The following is an 18,104-nucleotide window of genomic DNA, read 5'->3' on the forward strand; positions in this document are numbered from 1 at the left end:
TATGGAAAAAAGCATCACTTCAACTAAAAATTCACCAATTGTAGTAGGATTAGATATCGGCACTACCAAAATTTGCGTAACAGTAGGCCGTAGGAGCGATCATGGTAAAATAGAGATTCTGGGAATTGGTAAAGCCATATCGGCGGGAGTAACCCGCGGAGTAGTTTCTAATATTCAAAAAACGGTTCAGGGAATTTTACAGGCTGTAGAGGAAGCAGGTTCGCAATCTAATGTCGATGTTAAAATTGTGAACGTTGGTATTGCCGGCCAGCATATAAAAAGTCTGCAGCATCGCGGAATTTTAACCCGTAAAGAGTTAAATACTGAGATACAGCGCAAAGATATTGATAAGCTTATTGAGGACATGTACAAATTGGTGATGCCTCCCGGAGAGGAAATTATCCATGTTCTTCCGCAGGAATTTACCGTTGATAATGAGCCCGGAATCAAAGATCCTATCGGGATGGCCGGTGTTCGCCTGGAAGCAAATTTCCATATTATTTCAGGCCATGTCAGCGCCGTAAAAAATATATTAAAATGCGTTGGAAATGCCGGTTTAGAAACTCAGGAATTAATTCTGGAACCATTGGCTTCATCGGAATCGGTTTTGAGCGACGAAGAAAAAGAAGCGGGCGTGGTATTGGTTGATATAGGTGGTGGTACTACAGATCTGGCAATCTTCCATGAAGGAATTATTCGCCATACAGCAGTAATTCCTTTCGGCGGAAACAGTGTTACAGAAGATATTCGCGAAGGTTGTTCGGTGATGCGCAATCAGGCAGAATCTTTAAAAACCCGTTTCGGATCTGCTTTGGCAGAAGAAAATAAGGATAACGAAATCATTTGTGTACCGGGTTTGCGTGGCCGGGATCATAAAGAGATTTCTGTTAAAAATCTTGCTTTTGTGATCCAGGCACGGATGGAAGAAATAATTGAACACGTATATTACGAGATCAAATCTTCCGGGTACGAAAAGAAACTTATTGCCGGAATTGTAATTACCGGCGGTGGTGCGCAGTTGAAACATTTACCTCAGCTGGTTGAATATGTAACCGGACTCGACGCACGTATCGGTTACCCTAATGAACATCTTGCAAAAAATGAGTTGCTCGCTAAAAACATTTATGATGAATTGAAAAGTCCTTTATTCGCTACCGGCATCGGATTACTGATTAAAGGAATTCAAAAGGCAGAGCAGCAGGAAGAAGCAAGTAAATACAGCAGTGTAGCTGCCGTAAAAATAGTGCCGGCCGAAAAGGCGAAAAAAGCTTTTGGTCTGTTTGATAAGCTGTTACAGTCGGGCGCTAAATTTATTAAGGACGATATTAAGGACGAAGATTATATCCGCTAATTTTCAACAAGAAAGAACTTTTCCACATACTTAACAATTGTGGAAAACTCCTGTTGAAAATTAGCTATAATTACAAAAAGAACTGCCTTAGGGTTGTTCTGATTTACCTAACTGATTATTAAGCCTATGCAGTTTGAAATGCTCAAAGAAAAATCATCAATCATCAAAGTGATTGGTGTTGGAGGTGGAGGTGGCAATGCCGTAAACCATATGTACCGCCAGGGAATTACAGGTGTTGATTTCATAATATGTAATACCGATGCCCAGGCTTTGGAATTAAGTCCGATTCCAAACAAGGTTCAATTGGGCGCCAGTTTAACCGAAGGAATGGGGGCTGGTTCAATTCCCGAAGTAGGAAAAAACTCCGCTATAGAAAATATTGAAGATATTAAACAGATGCTTGGCAGCAACACCAAAATGTTGTTCATTACGGCAGGAATGGGTGGAGGTACCGGAACTGGTGCCAGTCCGATTATTGCTAAAGCTGCTAAGGAACTTGATATTCTTACCGTTGGAATTATAACTACTCCGTTTTCTTTCGAAGGAAAACGTCGTAAAATTCAGGCTGAAGAAGGTTTGGATGAATTCAAAAAATATGTAGATTCTTACCTGGTTATTTCAAATGATCGCTTACGTGAGATCTTTGGAAACCTGACCCTAGGCTCTGCTTTTGCACAGGCGGATAATATTTTAACAACTGCAGCCAAAGGAATTGCCGAGATAATCACCATTCCGGGTTATATAAACGTGGATTTTAAGGATGTGCGTACCGTAATGAAAGAGAGCGGTGTAGCCATCATGGGAAGTTACTCTGCAGAAGGTGAACACCGTGCTTTACGTGCTGTAGAAGGAGCTTTAGCTTCGCCATTATTAAAAGATAATGAAATTGAAGGTGCCCGCTATATTCTGTTAAATATCAGTTCTGGAACTAAGGAAGTGACAATGGATGAAGTAAGCATAATTACTGATTTCATTCAGCAGGAAGCAGGTTTGGCGGCAGACCTTATCTGGGGTAACTGTACAGATGAACTTCTGGGTGAGAAACTATCGGTTACAATTATTGCAACCGGATTTCAGACAATGGAAGAAAGACAGGTAGAGAAAAGTCAGCAGCGTAAAGTTTCTGTATTAACTCCTGATCATGCTCCATTAATTAAGCCTGTTAATACTAACTCTTTCATCGAGGTTAAAAAGGAAGAAGAAATTTCTGAGCCGGTTTTAAAAGTGAAAGAAGACAGTCAGGCAGATCTTTTTGCCGGGTATTTTCAGTCAGCAAAACAGGTAGAAGAAAAACAAAAAGCTCAGCCTGTAAACAATGATACAGTTATACGCCATACACTTGGTGAGGAAATAGAACAGCCGGAACGTAATGTTACTACGTTCGAACTGGATATGAGTATCCGGGAAACAGAATCTCAGTATTCTGAGCCTGTCCGTCCGGAACCTGTTGCCGTAAACGAAGCGCCAAAGCCAGAACAAACAGCTCCGGCTGTACCGCAGCCGCAGGCATACAATCCTGATGAACATAAAACAGACGAATCTATCGAAGAGCAATTACGCAAATCGAAAGAGAGGATTCTACGTTTAAAAGATCTGAGTATGAAATTAAGAACCAGTAATGGTCTTCAGGAACTCGAAAATGAACCTGCATACAAGCGTAAGCAGATGGCTCTACATCAGGTACCTCATTCATCCGAATCACAGATATCAAGATTTACCTTGTCTTCTGATGAAAATGGGACAGAGATCAGGCCGAACAATTCTTTTTTGCATGACAATGTAGATTAAGGATAATTGAAAACACTGAAAAGCCTTTATTCCCGACCAGGAATAAAGGCTTTTTGGTTAAGTACAAAGTCTTTTTGAACCAATCTCAAAAATGGTATAATCCATATTGATAATCAGCCGTCTAAAGGCTAACTTTGCCAATTGAAAATAAAACATTAAAAAAATATAGCATTGGATTTATTTGATAAGATTTCGAAGAATATGGGCCCTCTGGGTCAGCATCAAAAGATGGCTCACGGTTATTTTGCCTTCCCGAAACTGGAAGGTGAGATTGGTCCTCATATGAAGTTCAGGGGTAAGGATCACCTGGTATGGAGTTTAAATAATTATTTAGGGCTGGCAAATCATCCCGAAGTGCGTGAAGCTGATGCGAATGCAGCAGCTGAATTTGGAATGGCATATCCAATGGGAGCCCGCATGATGTCAGGAAATTCGAATCACCATGAAGCTTTAGAAAAGGATTTAGCAGAATTTGTTGGCAAACAGGACGCCTTTTTGCTTAATTATGGCTACCAGGGAATTATGTCGGCCATTGATGCACTGGTAGACCGCCATGACGTAATTGTGTATGATGCTGAATCGCATGCATGTATCATTGATGGGGTTCGTTTGCACCAAGGTAAACGTTTTGTTTACACGCATAATAACATCGATAACCTGGAAAAACAACTGGAACGGGCCACCCGCTGGGTTGAAAATACAGGAGGAGCTATTCTGGTAATAACCGAAGGTGTATTTGGTATGTCAGGAGCTCAGGGAAAACTGAAAGAAATTACTGATCTGCGGGAAAAATTCAAATTTCGTTTGCTTATTGATGATGCACACGGTTTTGGAACAATGGGAGATACAGGTGCCGGAACTCACGAAGCGCAGAATTGCATTGACGGTGTAGATATTTACTTTGGCACATTTGCTAAATCAATGGCCGGAATTGGTGCGTTTATTGCCTCAACAGAAGAAATTACAAACTTTCTACGCTACAATATGCGTTCACAAACCTTTGCTAAATCTTTGCCTATGCCAATGGTTTTAGGTTTACGCAAGCGCTTAGAATTACTGAAAAACAAACCTGAACTCAGAGCTAAGCTTTGGGAAGTTGCTACAACTCTGCAAACAGGATTAAAAGAACGCGGATTTAATATTGGTATTACTAATACCATGGTTACTCCTGTATTTTTTGAGGGTGATTTAAATGAAGCAACTGCCATAACTATGGACCTTCGGGAGAACTATGCTATTTTCTGTTCTATAGTAATGTATCCCGTTATTCCTAAAGGATTAATCATGCTTCGTTTAATTCCAACAGCATTGCATAGCATGGATGATGTTAAAAGGACTCTGGATGCTTACAGCGAAGTAGGTGCAAAACTTAAAAAAGGAGTTTATAAAGAAGTTAAGCTTGCAACAGCTTAAAATTTTTTCTTATGCGTAAAAAATGCCCTTCACTGCTTGTGAAGGGCATTTTTTATATTCTAAGAACTTGTAACTCGGTTATTATCAGAAAGTTGGTTGGGATTTGTTGAGATTTAATGGTTCGAAACCCTGTAAATGTTGAAAAAAACATATGTAAACGCATAATTTTTATTTTTTCAAAAGTTTCTTTTTTAAAAAAAAGATTATACATTAGTACTATTATAATCAATACAAACCCTCACAAAACTAAAAGAAAATGAAAAAATTTACCGAAGCAAAAAATTTAATCGAGTCTTTAGAGGCTGATGCTGATAAGTTTTATAACAAAGCTAACAGCGCTGCTGGAACTCGTGTAAGAAAAGGAATGCAGGACTTAAAAAACTTAGCACAGGCTATCCGTCTTGAAGTTCAGGACATGAAAAATAAAGAAGCTGAAAAAGCTGCAAAGAAATAATTTTCTTTAATAAAACTTAAAAGCCCGGTATGATAATCATAGCGGGCTTTTTTATTTTAATTAAGCCAGGATTCTTGACTTGAACCTGCCGGGATAAGCAGGCATCTGTTTATTATTGCTCAAAATCTGCTTTTAATAAATTTTCAGCTGCATTTCTATCTAAATATCAACTGAAAATAAGTGTTGATCAATTTGAATATGACATTTTACCCCCGGTTAATCAATCAAATGTAGTGCTATTAACTCCTGTTCAATTTTAGAAAAGGTAGTTTTGCTGATGCTCACAAGAGGTAACCGAACTTCATCGCCGCAAATATCCAATAGTTTTAGTGCCGCTTTTACACCTCCCGGATTTCCTTCGGTAAAAAACAAATTAGTAATATCGATCATGCTGTAATGCAATGGTTGGGCTTCGATGAATTTGCCATCCAGGCACATTCTTACCATAGTGGAGAACATCCCCGGAAGCGCATTGCCAACAACCGAAATAACTCCTGCGGCACCCATCGAAATCAATGGCAGGGTTATCGGATCATCTCCGGATATAAACAAAAATCCTTCGGGTTTATCTTTAATTATTTGGTTAAACTGATCAAAATTCCCTGAAGCTTCTTTAACTGCAATAATATTCTCAAAATCGTGAGCTAATCGCAAAATGGTTTCGGCATTCATGTTACTGCCTGTACGACCGGGTACATTATAAAGTATAATCGGAAGAGCCGACGCTTCGGATACCAATTTGTAATGCTGGTATATTCCTTCCTGCGTTGGTTTATTGTAATACGGACTTACAGAAAGAATGGCATCAAATCCAGTTGTGTTAAAATTCTTAATGGTTTCAACAACTTCCATGGTATTGTTTCCACCAATACCGGCAACAAGCGGAACTCTGCCATTTACATACTCAACAGTATATTCCCAAACTTTTTTCTTTTCGTCATTACTTAAAGTAGCTGTTTCACCTGTTGTTCCCAAAGAAACCAGGTATTCTACACCTCCGCTGATAATGTGGTCGATAAGATTTTTAAGTCCTGTGTAATCTACAGAACGGTCAGAGTTGAATGGTGTTACAAGCGCAACACCTGTACCGTGAAATTTATTCATATATACTTTTAATGCTTTAAATTCTGAACAAAATACAAAACTAAGATTAATTGAAGCATTACAAGATCATAGCCAGAAGTTCCTCATCAGAAATTATCGGAACTCCGAGTTTATTGGCTTTTTCTAGTTTTGCCGGACCCATATTATCTCCTGCTACAAGGTAATTTAGCTTGGATGAAATGCTGCTCAGAATTTTTCCTCCATTTATTTCAATGATTTCTTTTAATTCTTCCCGGCTGTATTTTTCAAATACGCCTGAAATAATAAAAGTTTTATCTGACAGTTTATTGCTTTTGAGCTCGATCTCTATATCCTCTGATTCAAATTGCAAACCGTGACTGCGCAATTTTTCAATTTGCTCCAGGTGCCTGGGTTCTTTAAAATAAACTAATAGGCTTTGGGCAATACGATCACCAATTTCATCAACCGAAGTTAATTCTTCAAAACTAGCGTTGATAATACTGTCGATATTCTTAAAGTGAGCTGCAATTTTTTTAGCTACTGTTTCTCCAACATACCTGATTCCAAGCCCAAAAAGCACTTTCTCAAATGGAGTTTGTTTAGACCTTTCAATTCCTTCGAGCATGTTGTTGATAGAACGTTCTCCAAAACGATCCAGTTGTTTTAACTGATCACTTTTTTCATGCAGGATATACAGATCACTAATGTGTTCTAAAAAGCCATGTCTGTAAAAAGATTCAATAGTTTCGGAACCAAGGCCTTCAATATTCATAGCCTTACGGCTGATGAAATGCTGGATTTTGCCCACAATTTGTGGAGGGCAACCTTCATCATTCGGGCAATAAAAGACTGCCTCGCCTTCCTGTCGGATAAGATTACTTCCGCACTCAGGACAAATCTCCGGGTAGATTATTTTTAAAGCACCGGGTTTACGTTTTTCTGCATTAACGGCGATGATTTTTGGAATGATCTCTCCACCTTTTTCTACCAGCACGGTGTCTTTTTCATGCAGATCTAAGCGTATGATCTCATTTGCATTATGCAAGGTGGCTCTTTTAACCGTTGTGCCCGCAAGTTGCACGGGCTTTAAATTTGCTACCGGCGTAACGGCTCCTGTGCGGCCAACCTGATAGGTAACTTTTTCAAGAACTGTTTCAACTTCCTGGGCTTTATATTTGTAAGCAATGGCCCATCTTGGAGATTTGGCGGTAAAACCCAGTTCATTCTGCTGCGCATAACTGTTTACCTTTATAACTATTCCGTCAATATCATAGGATAGTTCGAAACGTTTGTTCTGCCACAGTCGAATAAATTCAAAAACTTCCTCTATGTTTTTGCATAATACATTGTGTTCACAAACATGGAATCCCCAGTTTTTTACGGCAGTTAAACTTTCCCAATGAGAATTAAACAATTTTTTATCGGTATACAGGAAATACATAAAGCAATCCAGCGGGCGCTTTGCCACCTCGGCTGAATCCTGCATTTTTAAAGTTCCGGAAGCAAAATTTCGTGGATTTGCAAAGGGTATTTCATCGTTTTCAATACGTTCTCGGTTTAATTTTTCAAAGGCTGGTCGATGCATAAAAACTTCTCCCCGAATTTCAAATTCCGGAACAAATCCGCTGCCTTTTAAACTGCGTGGAATCGTGCGGATGGTTTTCACGTTTTTAGTTACATCATCACCTTTGGTTCCGTCTCCGCGGGTAACGGCTCTAAGCAGTTTCCCATCCTGATAAGTTAGGCTGATAGAAAGGCCATCGAATTTCAGCTCACACACATATTCAAAATCATCGCCAATTGCCTTGCGGATGCGTTCATCAAAATCTTTGAGATCCTGCTCATTATATGTATTTCCCAGCGAAAGCATGGGATATTTATGTTTTACGGTTTTAAATACTTTGGTAATGTCTCCGCCCACTTTCTGAGTTGGCGAATCAGCATCCAGAAACTCGGGATGCTGCTTTTCAAGTTCAGAAAGTTCTTCTAGTTTTTTATCAAACTCCAAATCTGAAATAACCGGTTGAGCCAGTACATAATAGCTATAATTGTGCTGATTAAGTTCTTTTATCAGCTTATCCATGCGTTCTTTTATCTCCGGAATTGACATGGAAACGAAGATATGAATTCTGCCCTGAATGGAAATAAGATCTTTAATTTGAAATGATCAGAGTGTTTGGAGAAACTGGCTGATTTAAACGCTGTTCGATATCATCAAAAATATTCATAAAGCTGATTTCAAGATGTTTGAGATAATCTATTAAAACCGCGGTAAGCTGAATTTTCTGAGTTTCATTGAGCGGGTTTTCCCAAATGCGCATGCATATTCTATGAAGAGCATACATTACATTATGTGATTCGCGATAGCTGTTTAAGTAATTTACTTGTATAAAGTGATCAAAGAATTTTAGAAAACGGGTAGTGTCCTGTAACTGATTTATTTCTAAAAAATGCGAAATTGAAGGCCTGTCTGACTGGCTTAGATGGTTGTAAAAATGCTGGGGATCAACAATTTCACGGGTCAGTAATAAACTGTCTAACATAATTTCTAGCGCAATATGAGCCATAAAGGAAGGCCGCACCGGAGAATGCTCTAAAATTGGTGCGATTGCCGTTCGGATATTTTTGGTATGTTCTGTGAAAAACGGTGAATTGTGAAAGTAATTATCAACAAAAATATGTCGTCTCCAGCCGCAAAGAATGGAAGTTAAATGATCTGACTGTGTAAATTCTTCTTTTCTTTTTTCGGGATGAAGATTCCATGATTTATTTGCATTTTTTACCAGATCGGGCAATACGGATCCTAAAACCTGGTGCGGATCTGATGTATTGCGGTCAAAGTAATAATGAGACAAAAAATTCATATAGTTTATTCTTCATTGGTTTTAATTTAGAAAGTTACAGAAAATTTGCTGAAATGCTTTAAATGAGGTTATAAAGCAGAATATGCTGTATTAATATGATTGTTTTTGCGTCTTTAAAATCGCCTGCCACTAATTTTGCTTTAAGCTCTTCCGCGGTAAATTCAATAATTTGAATGTACTCACCTTCCTCTTCTTTGCCGCCACCGCGGCTCTTTTTCATTGCAGGAGAATATTCTGCAATGAATAAATGTCCTTTCTCCGTTAATGCAGCGGGAGAATAATAAGCTTCTGCAATTTTTGTAACTTCTGTAACCTGGTAACCCATTTCTTCTTCTATTTCTCTGAGCATACATTCCCGGGGTGTTTCACCTTTTTCAATCATTCCGGCGCAGCATTCAAATAATTCTTCCCCATCTCCATTCAGAAATACAGGTAATCTGAATTGCTGAGTTAGCAGCGCAGTTTTTCGATTTTTATCTATCAGCAGGGCAGCGCAACTTTCTTTCCGGTGATAAACCTCACGGCTTATAAGTGCGCCTTTTATCTCGTAAGAAATGAGCTCCAAAAGGTATTTCTTATCAGAAAGAATATCTTTTCTAAAGATCTTAACGTTAGCCATATCTCCTCATTTAAATTGTAAAAGTTAATGTTCAGGGCCAATCATAACAGTTTCCCGAGGTAAGTTAATCAATTTCCTGTAGCATTGACTTGTTGCAGGGCTCAGCAAAATGCTGTTTTGAATTTACTAATTCTATTATCTTTGCAATCCTTATTAAAAATCTTTCGATATGAATTTTGTAGAAGAATTACGCTGGCGTGGCATGTTACACGATATAATGCCTGGTACCGAAGAAGAATTAAATAAAAATGTGACCTCGGGTTATATTGGCTTCGATCCAACAGCAGATTCTTTACATGTTGGTCACCTGACTCAAATCATGACACTGATCCATTTTCAGCGGGCCGGACATAAACCTTTTGCGCTGGTAGGCGGAGCAACCGGCATGGTGGGTGATCCTTCGGGCAAGTCGGCAGAACGCAATTTGTTGTCAGAAGATATTTTGAATCATAATGTAAAATGCCTCGAAAATCAGCTGAGTAAATTCCTCGATTTCGATTGCGGAGAAAATAGCGCAGAGATGGTGAACAATTACGATTGGTTCAAGAACTTTAGTTTCCTGGATTTTATCCGTGATGTGGGAAAGCACATAACGGTTAATTATATGATGGCTAAAGATTCTGTCCGGAAGCGTTTGGAAGGTGAAACCGGTATGTCTTTTACAGAATTCAGCTATCAGCTGGTTCAGGGATATGATTTTTATTATCTCTGGAAAGAAAAGAACTGCCAGGTTCAAATGGGCGGATCAGATCAATGGGGGAATATTGTTACGGGCACTGAACTTATCCGCCGTAAAGGCAGCGGAAGTGCGTTTGCAATCACTACCAAGTTGATTAAAAAGGCAGATGGTACAAAATTTGGCAAAACAGAAAGTGGTGCCATTTGGCTGGATGCGGCAAAAACATCTCCTTACCGTTTTTACCAGTTCTGGTTAAATACAAGTGATGATGATGCAAAAAGCTGGATCAGGATATTTACCCTTAAATCTAAGCAGGATATTGAGCAACTGGAGCAGGAACATTCTGCAGCTCCGCATCTGCGAATTCTTCAAAAAGCGTTGGCCGAGGAAATTACTGTTCGTACACACAATCAGGAAGCATTGCAAACTGCTCTAAAAACATCCGATTTTCTCTTTGGAAACGGATCATTGGAGTTTTTGAATAATTTAAGTAATGATGAAATTCTGGATGTTTTTGAAGGCATTCCCCGGTTCTCTGTTTCTAAAGAAGAACTTACTTCAGGCATCAGTGCACTGGATTTATTTGCTGGACATTCTTCCATCTTTCCATCTAAAGGCGAAGCAAGAAAAATGATTCAGGGTGGGGGAGTTTCGGTGAACAAAGAAAAAATGACTGATTCATTAAAAGTTCTTAATTCTGAAAATTTACTGAATCATAAATATATTGTGGTTCAAAAAGGAAAGAAAAACTATTTTCTTATTATGGCAGAATAATTTTAAAATCCGTTCGAATTAGTAAGTTGTCTTTCGTGTTTTATTGCTATTTTTCAATTTGAAAATAAATAGGAAGAAGTGAAATTCATGCTCCGGTTTGTTTTTATTATGTTTTAAATATTTTATGAATCTTAAAAATCAATAAGAATGACAACCAGACGGACTTTTATTCAGCAGGCAGGAGTATTATCTGCGGCAGCTTTACTTTTCAATTCCTGCTCTGTTTTATCCTCGCAACGGGAAAAACTTTTGGGGATACAGCTTTACACTTTGCGAAATCAACTTTTTAAAGATGCAAAGGACACTATAATAAAGATTGCTGCCGCCGGGTATAATGATGTAGAGACGTTTGGATACGACAGAAAAAATCACTTTTTCGGATTAACTCCTAAAGAGTTTAAAATGCTGCTAAGCGATAATAATTTGATTTCTTCCTGTGGTCATTATAATTCAAATGATTTTATAAGAAGTAATAGCGATGATGAGATAAAAATGGCTATTGAAGCAGCCAACGCAATTAATCAGAAGTGTGTAATTGTTCCTTATTTGGTGGCCGACCTTAGAGACAGCGAAGATGATTACAAACGTATTGCAGAAAAATTAAACAGGGCAGCCTTGCTTTGCAAAGACGCTAATCTGGAGCTGGCATATCATAATCATGATTTTGAATTCACTCAATTTGGCTCTAAAACCGGTTATGATATTTTGCTGGATGAAACAGAGGCTGCTAACGTAAAAATGGAATTAGATCTGTACTGGATTACACGTGCCGGCAAAGATCCTTTAGCCTATTTTGAGAAATATCCCGGACGATTTATTTCTTTCCACATTAAAGACATGGGTAAGGATAAAGTTCAAAATACGAATATCGGTGAAGGAATCATTGATTTTAAAACCATTCTGAGTCGCTCAAAACAAGCAGGAGCAAAGTATTATTTCGTAGAATATGATGAGCTGCCTAAAGAGGCTGATCCGTTTGAAAGTATTGCTAAAAGCAATAAATATGTAAGAGCTAATTTATTATAATATTATATACCCGTCATCCTTTTGCAGGATGACGGGTATTCATTAAAGGCGTTTAATCATTATATTTTTGAACCACACATTATCGCCGTGATCCTGTAAAGCTATATGTCCTGACTTATAAGTTCCGAAACCGGGCATAGTGGCAAATTTACTTCCTGCAACCAGGCTCTTCCACTGATCATCCCATAAAGTTGTTGAAACCACATTGGTTCCGTTAAGGTAAAAATCAAGTTTACCTTTATTGGATATAATTTCTACCTGATTCCATTCACCTGCAGGCTTAACGGTTTCTTTGCTGCTCGGAATTAAATCATATAAATCACCCGCCCTGTGTTTATGGATTTTAGCATCCGGATGACCGTTATTATCCAAAACCTGCATTTCGGGACCTGTATTCCAGGGATATTTATATTGAGTTGTGTCTTCGTGGATATAAAATATAATTCCGCTGTTTCCATTGGCGGCAATTTTCCATTCCATCTTTAAATGAAAGTTATCATATTCTTCGTCTGTTAGAATATCCCCTCCATCCTGTACCTGCCAGTTTGATTTATTGCTGGCATCGAGATGGATGGCTCCATCGTCTACTTTCCATGCAGCACCTGCAGAACTTTTGCCGTAAGTATGCCAGTTATCTAAACTTTTTCCATCAAATAAAGAAATCCAGCCTTCTTCCTGAGAAGTTTGGTTTGTGTTTCCTGTAGAACCTGAGGTCATAGTTCCTGTGTTTTTAGTTATTCCGCAGCTGCTAAGAACTGATGAAACTGCAATTAGAATTAAGATATTCCGCATATTAATTAGTTTTTAAAGACATTATGTAATTAACCATTTCTCTTGCATCCTCTTTAGAAATAGTAGGATGTGCCGCCATCGGAATTTCTCCCCAAACCCCGGAACCCCCGTTGATGATTTTACTAACCAAAAGTTCCTTATTTGCTTCGGTGGCTGGATATTTGGCCGCTACTTCCATATAGGAAGGTCCGACCAGCTTTTCATTAACCTTGTGGCAGCCTAAACAATCTGAATTTGAGATTAGAACTTCTCCTTTAGATTTGCCTCCGGTTTCGGGCCCGGTGCCTATTTTATTGATATTAGTATCAACACTGGATTGCTGTGCAGTTGCACTTTGGTTTTCGCCTGCAGAAACTGTGTCATTTGCAGCACTAGTAGTTCCAGATTTATTTTCCTGACTGCAGGAAATAATTGACAGGCTTAGGGTAAGAATGATCAGCGATTTTTTCATCAGGATAATTGGTTTTTTAAAATGGTTATTTTAATACGGATTTTATCAGAACAGTATAATTCAAATTAAAGTTTGAAATTAAATTCCCAAAATTTTACGATTCAGTTTCTCATCACTATCTACTTTAGCAAAATCATCAAAAGCTTTTTCGGTAACCCGTATTATGTGATTTTTAATAAATTCAGCGCCTTCACGGGCTCCATCTTCAGGATGTTTTAAAGAGCATTCCCATTCCATTACTGCCCAGCCTTTGAAATCATATTCGGTAAGTTTGCTGAATATCCGTTTAAAATCAACCTGTCCATCGCCTGGTGAGCGATATCTCCCCGCACGCTTGAGCCAGCTTTGGTAGCCCCCGAATGTTCCCTGCTTGCCGGTAGAATGGAATTCTGAATCCTTCACATGGAATGCCTTAATGCGCTCATAATAATGATCAATATATTGAACGTAATCCAGGCATTGAAGTACAAAGTGTGAGGGATCATATAATAAACATGCTCTGGGGTGGTTGTTTACCTTTTCCAGGAACATCTCATAAGTAATACCATCAAAGAGATCTTCACCCGGATGAATTTCATAACAAACATCTACACCATGCTCGTCAAAATGATTTAATATTGGAGTCCATCTTCTGGCAAGTTCTGTAAATCCGGCTTCAACTAATCCTTCGGGGCGTTGCGGCCAGGGATGAAATGTATGCCACATCAGCGAACCGCTAAAAGTGGCGTGCGCCGTTAATCCTAAATTACGGGAAGCCTGCGCACCGTATTTTAATTGCTGGATTGCCCATTCTGTTCGGGCTTTAGGATTTCCTCTTAACTCCGCAGGGGCAAATGCATCAAACAAATCATCAAATGCCGGATTGACAGCAACTAATTGTCCCTGTAAATGTGTAGAAAGTTCGGTAATCTCTAAACCGCATTCATTAACTGTTCCTTTAATTTCATCTGCATAGGTTTTACTTTCGGCTGCTTTTTGCAGATCGATAAATCGGGGATCTAATGTTGGAATCTGTACCCCTTCAAACCCTAAACCTTTGGCCCATTCGCAAATAGATTTCAAGTTATTAAAAGGCGCTTGATCGCTTATAAACTGGGCAAGAAAAATGGCTGGTCCTTTTATCGTTGTCATGGTGTTTAAGATTTGTTTGGTGATCACATTTCGAAATCAGTCCATTTTTCTGTACTGAGACTACTTTTAACTACGCTGTCAATAAAAGCCATACCACGTATTCCATCATCAACAGACGGAAAGTCGAGTGCTTCTTTGGATGGTTCTGTATTATCTAATCTTGCAGAAAGAGTGAGGGCAAAATTGCGGTACAGATTTCCAAACGCTTCCAGATAACCCTCGGGATGACCTCCGGGAGTACGGCAATTATGAGTTGCGTAAGTTGACAGTACTCCGGTGTAATTTGATCCGGCTCTCAAAATCTGAGCAGGTTGGTCAAGCCATTTTACCATTAAAGTATTGGGTTCGTGCTGTGCCCATTCCAGTCCTCCTTTTTCTCCGTATAAACGGATTCGAAGAGCATTTTCTTCGCCTGCAGCTACCTGCGAAGCCATTAATACCCCATTGGCCCCATTGTCAAATTTCAGCAACACATTTCCATCATCATCCAGATTTCTGCCTTCTACCACAATATTGAGGTCAGCGCACAATTTGGTTATTTTTAATCCGGATATATATTCGGCAAGATGGGCGGCATGCGTTCCAATGTCTCCCATGCTTCCGCTTTTACCGGATTTTTTGGGATCTGTTCTCCAGGCCGCCTGGGCATTTCCTTCCCGTTCAGAAAGTTTGCTCAGCCATCCCTGAGGATATTCTACATAAATTTTGCGGATTTTTCCAAATACCTGATCTTTAACCATGGCTTTTGCCTGCTTAACCATCGGGTATCCTGAGTAGGTATGAGTCAGCAATAAAATTTTCCCTGTTTCTTCTACTTTTTGCTTCAGCTGTTTCGCTTCTTCCAGATTAAAGGCAATTGGTTTTTCAATCACCACATGAAATCCTTTTTCAAGAGCGAGCATTGCCGGTGCAAAATGAGCAAAGTTGGGTGTAACAATGGTTACGAAATCCATTTTTTCTCCTTCGGGAAGTTTGCTTTCTTTCTCTATCATTTCTTCAAAATTGAGATAGGTTCTTTCCGGTGATAGAAATAACATTTCGCCGCTTTCTTTAGCAACATCGGGATTAATGCTCAGCGCTCCGCAAACCAATTCTACAAGGCCGTCCATATTGGCAGCTATACGATGAATGGCACCAATAAAGGCGTCTTTACCTCCGCCAACCATGCCCATCCGTAATTTTCTTTTCATATAATTTCTATTGAATGATTATTGAATATGATTTTTAAAAATAAAAATTTACATTTAGTTAATAGTACTAATCTAAATAATACTAATGAAATCAGCTATTTACTTGAAGTTTTTCGAAAATATCAATGCCTGTTGGTGTATAAACAACACTTTATTTTTGAATATAACTAATTCACCTTCAGGTAAGTTTTCAAAATAGCTTAATCTTCCTTTAACCAATAGAATCTGTAATCTTAAATATTCTTATAATCTCTAACCAAATCCTTAAAATCTATGATCTTTTCTATTCGCTTAAAGCTTTCATTAATGATGTTCCTTGAATTTTTTATCTGGGGAGCGTGGTTTGTAACCCTGGGAACTTTTTTAGGAAAAAATTTAGCAGCTTCCGGAACACAGATCGGCGCTGCTTTTTCTACACAATCATTAGGAGCCATTATTGCACCTTTTATTATAGGTTTAATTGCCGACAGGTATTTTAACGCAGAGAAAATACTTGGTATTTTGCATCTTATTGGAGCATTCTTAATGTTTCAAATGTATAATTCAACTGATTTTGGATCGTTTTATCCATATGTATTGGGATATATGATTATGTACATGCCAACTCTTGCTTTAGTGAATTCGGTATCTTTTAACCAGATGAAAGATCCTGAAAAGGAATTTTCTACTATCAGAGTTTGGGGAACTATCGGATGGATTGTAGCAGGATTATTAATTAGCTTTTTATTTCATTGGGATTCTGCCGAAGGGATTTCTGAAGGGTTTTTAAGAAATACGTTCATGATGGCATCAATAGCTTCGCTGGTATTGGGCCTGTTCAGCTTTTTCCTTCCTAAAACTCCGCCAAAAGTTAGCAAAGATGAAAAAGTAAAACTTTCTGATATTGTAGGTTTGGATGCCTTAAAATTATTAAAGGATAAAAACTTTCTGGTATTCTTTATCTCCTCAATTCTTATTTGTATTCCCCTTGCGTTTTATTACCAGAATGCAAACCCCTTCCTTTCAGATAGTGGAATGGCCAATCCAACAGGTAAAATGACCATCGGCCAGGTTTCAGAAGTATTATTTATGCTTCTTCTGCCAGTTTTCTTTAAGCGGTTTGGATTTAAAAGAACTATCCTGGTAGGTATGCTTGCCTGGGTAATCAGATATGTATTCTTTGCTTTCGGAAATGCAGATGAACTTAGCTTCATGCTGTTACTGGGAATTGCCCTTCACGGAATATGTTACGATTTCTTCTTTGTATCTGGTCAGATTTATACCAATTCTAAAGCAGGCGAAAAATTTAAAAGTGCTGCCCAGGGATTAATAACATTAGCCACTTACGGCGTGGGGATGCTGATAGGTTTTTATGTAGCCGGTTTAATTACAGACGCTTATAAACTATCTGATACAACTCACGACTGGCAAACAATCTGGTTAATTCCAGCAGCAATTGCCGGTGTGGTTACTATTTTGTTTCTGGTCTTTTTTAAAAATGAAAAGGAAAATAAGCCGATCGAAGTATTTAAAGAACCAACCATATTAGGTTCATAATAAATGATCAATTGATGATAATAAATAAAGATTTGAATCTTTATTGCTGATTAAAGTATTTAATGAAGATGGCATTAAACCACGATCGCCGCAAGGCCATAAAAAACCTGATTGCCGGTACACTTACTGCGTCTGCAGCAGGCAGTCTAATGTCTTTTATGCCCGAAAAATCAGGTGTTCCGTTTAAAGAAAAGCTAAAAGGAAATATCAATCATTCGGTTTGCCGCTGGTGTTATAATTTTTTATCGATTGATGAGCTTTGTAATCTGGCAAATGAGATTGGCCTGAAAGGAATTGATCTGGTTGGTCCGGCCGACTGGCCCGTTTTAAAAAAATACGGTCTTGAATCTACCATGTGTAATGGCGCCGAAATTAACCTAGTTGACGGCTGGAATAATAAAAAGAATCATGCTCAATTAATAAAAAATTATTCAGCAATGATTCCGCTGGTGGCTAAAGCAGGATATAAAAACCTGATCTGTTTTAGCGGAAACAGAAACGGCATGGATGATGAAACCGGAATGGAGAACTGCAGGGTTGGATTACAGCAAATACTTCCGCTGGCCCTGAAGAATAATGTGGTGATTGTTATGGAACTCTTGAACAGTAAAATTGACCATCCGGATTATCAGGCTGACCATACAAAATGGGGCGTCGATCTGGCTAAAAAACTTGATTCAGAGAATTTTAAACTTCTTTACGATATTTATCATATGCAGATTGATGAGGGTGATGTGATCCGAACAATCAGAGAAAACAGTAAATATATCGCTCATTACCATACGGCGGGTGTTCCCGGAAGGCATGAAATTGACGAAACTCAGGAGCTGAATTATCCCGCCATAATGAAAGCGATTCTGGCGACCGGTTTTAAAGGAACAGTAGCTCAGGAATTTATTCCCGTAAACGAAAATAAAATTGAATCTCTTGAAAAAGCGGTTGCAATTTGTGATGTCTGAAATCATTAATTA

The 18,104-nt window shown here is 38.6% G+C and carries 16 protein-coding genes; 8 read left to right on the top strand and 8 right to left on the bottom strand.

The window, feature by feature from the left end; translation table 11 throughout:
• The first annotated feature begins 1 nt into the window (after window position 1).
• The 4 genes from ftsA (at window position 2) to G521_RS0113815 (ending at window position 5,006) form a co-directional block, all read left to right on the top strand.
• Window positions 2-1,351, top strand: coding sequence for a cell division protein FtsA (ftsA, locus tag G521_RS0113795; RefSeq protein ID WP_026899041.1), 1,350 nt, complete (start codon window positions 2-4; stop codon window positions 1,349-1,351).
• Between the two features lie 126 nt (window positions 1,352-1,477).
• Complete coding sequence (ftsZ, locus tag G521_RS0113800; RefSeq protein ID WP_026899042.1) at window positions 1,478-3,139, top strand: cell division protein FtsZ; 1,662 nt, start codon at window positions 1,478-1,480, stop codon at window positions 3,137-3,139.
• Between the two features lie 171 nt (window positions 3,140-3,310).
• Complete coding sequence (locus G521_RS0113805; protein WP_026899043.1) at window positions 3,311-4,552, top strand: aminotransferase class I/II-fold pyridoxal phosphate-dependent enzyme; 1,242 nt, start codon at window positions 3,311-3,313, stop codon at window positions 4,550-4,552.
• 256 nt (window positions 4,553-4,808) lie between these two features.
• Window positions 4,809-5,006, top strand: a complete 198-nt coding sequence (locus tag G521_RS0113815; protein WP_026899044.1) for a hypothetical protein — start codon at window positions 4,809-4,811, stop codon at window positions 5,004-5,006.
• Between the two features lie 216 nt (window positions 5,007-5,222).
• Here the strand turns inward: G521_RS0113815 and dapA are convergent, their stop codons facing one another.
• The 4 genes from dapA to G521_RS0113835 are packed head-to-tail and all read right to left on the bottom strand — an operon-like array spanning window position 5,223 to window position 9,554.
• A complete protein-coding gene (gene dapA, locus G521_RS0113820) occupies window positions 5,223-6,110 on the bottom strand; it encodes a 4-hydroxy-tetrahydrodipicolinate synthase (RefSeq protein WP_026899045.1) in 888 nt (295 codons plus the stop codon).
• A 58-nt stretch (window positions 6,111-6,168) separates the two neighbouring features.
• Entirely contained in the window at window positions 6,169-8,181 is a 2,013-nt protein-coding gene (ligA, locus tag G521_RS0113825; protein WP_026899046.1) for an NAD-dependent DNA ligase LigA, read from the bottom strand.
• A gap of 43 nt (window positions 8,182-8,224) precedes the next feature.
• Window positions 8,225-8,935 (bottom strand): ACP phosphodiesterase, encoded by a 711-nt coding sequence (locus tag G521_RS17350; protein ID WP_051189769.1) that lies wholly within the window; start codon window positions 8,933-8,935, stop codon window positions 8,225-8,227.
• 58 nt (window positions 8,936-8,993) lie between these two features.
• Entirely contained in the window at window positions 8,994-9,554 is a 561-nt protein-coding gene (locus tag G521_RS0113835) for an NUDIX domain-containing protein (RefSeq protein ID WP_026899047.1), read from the bottom strand.
• A gap of 169 nt (window positions 9,555-9,723) precedes the next feature.
• Here G521_RS0113835 and tyrS point away from each other — a divergent pair, with 169 nt between their 5' ends.
• Together tyrS and G521_RS0113845 are read left to right on the top strand one after the other, a co-directional pair.
• Window positions 9,724-11,007 carry a tyrosine--tRNA ligase gene (tyrS, locus tag G521_RS0113840; RefSeq protein ID WP_026899048.1) on the top strand — a complete coding sequence of 428 codons (1,284 nt, stop codon included), beginning with the start codon at window positions 9,724-9,726 and terminating at the stop codon, window positions 11,005-11,007.
• Between the two features lie 147 nt (window positions 11,008-11,154).
• The gene (locus tag G521_RS0113845) at window positions 11,155-12,033 is read left to right on the top strand and encodes a sugar phosphate isomerase/epimerase family protein (RefSeq protein WP_026899049.1); all 879 of its coding nucleotides are present in this window, start codon (window positions 11,155-11,157) and stop codon (window positions 12,031-12,033) included.
• A 42-nt stretch (window positions 12,034-12,075) separates the two neighbouring features.
• On the opposite strand, the gene G521_RS0113850 is transcribed toward G521_RS0113845, so the two are convergent.
• The 4 genes from G521_RS0113850 to G521_RS0113865 all read right to left on the bottom strand — a co-directional run bounded on the left by G521_RS0113850 (window position 12,076) and on the right by G521_RS0113865 (window position 15,597).
• The gene (locus tag G521_RS0113850) at window positions 12,076-12,825 is read right to left on the bottom strand and encodes a 3-keto-disaccharide hydrolase (protein WP_026899050.1); all 750 of its coding nucleotides are present in this window, start codon (window positions 12,823-12,825) and stop codon (window positions 12,076-12,078) included.
• Between the two features lies 1 nt (window position 12,826).
• Window positions 12,827-13,276, bottom strand: coding sequence for a c-type cytochrome (locus tag G521_RS0113855; RefSeq protein WP_026899051.1), 450 nt, complete (start codon window positions 13,274-13,276; stop codon window positions 12,827-12,829).
• 78 nt (window positions 13,277-13,354) lie between these two features.
• On the bottom strand, window positions 13,355-14,407 hold the full coding sequence (locus tag G521_RS0113860; protein ID WP_026899052.1) for a sugar phosphate isomerase/epimerase family protein: 1,053 nt from the start codon (window positions 14,405-14,407) through the stop codon (window positions 13,355-13,357).
• 23 nt (window positions 14,408-14,430) lie between these two features.
• Window positions 14,431-15,597: a Gfo/Idh/MocA family protein gene (locus G521_RS0113865; protein WP_026899053.1), complete on the bottom strand. Its 1,167-nt coding sequence runs from the start codon at window positions 15,595-15,597 to the stop codon at window positions 14,431-14,433.
• A 273-nt stretch (window positions 15,598-15,870) separates the two neighbouring features.
• Here G521_RS0113865 and G521_RS0113870 point away from each other — a divergent pair, with 273 nt between their 5' ends.
• On the top strand, window positions 15,871-17,133 hold the full coding sequence (locus G521_RS0113870) for a nucleoside permease (protein ID WP_026899054.1): 1,263 nt from the start codon (window positions 15,871-15,873) through the stop codon (window positions 17,131-17,133).
• A 62-nt stretch (window positions 17,134-17,195) separates the two neighbouring features.
• Complete coding sequence (locus G521_RS0113875) at window positions 17,196-18,092, top strand: hydroxypyruvate isomerase family protein (RefSeq protein WP_309425082.1); 897 nt, start codon at window positions 17,196-17,198, stop codon at window positions 18,090-18,092.
• Window positions 18,093-18,104: the final 12 nt, after the last annotated feature.

The sequence above is a fragment of the Daejeonella oryzae DSM 19973 genome (genome assembly GCF_000422945.1).
Classification (GTDB): Bacteria; Bacteroidota; Bacteroidia; order Sphingobacteriales; family Sphingobacteriaceae; genus Daejeonella; species Daejeonella oryzae.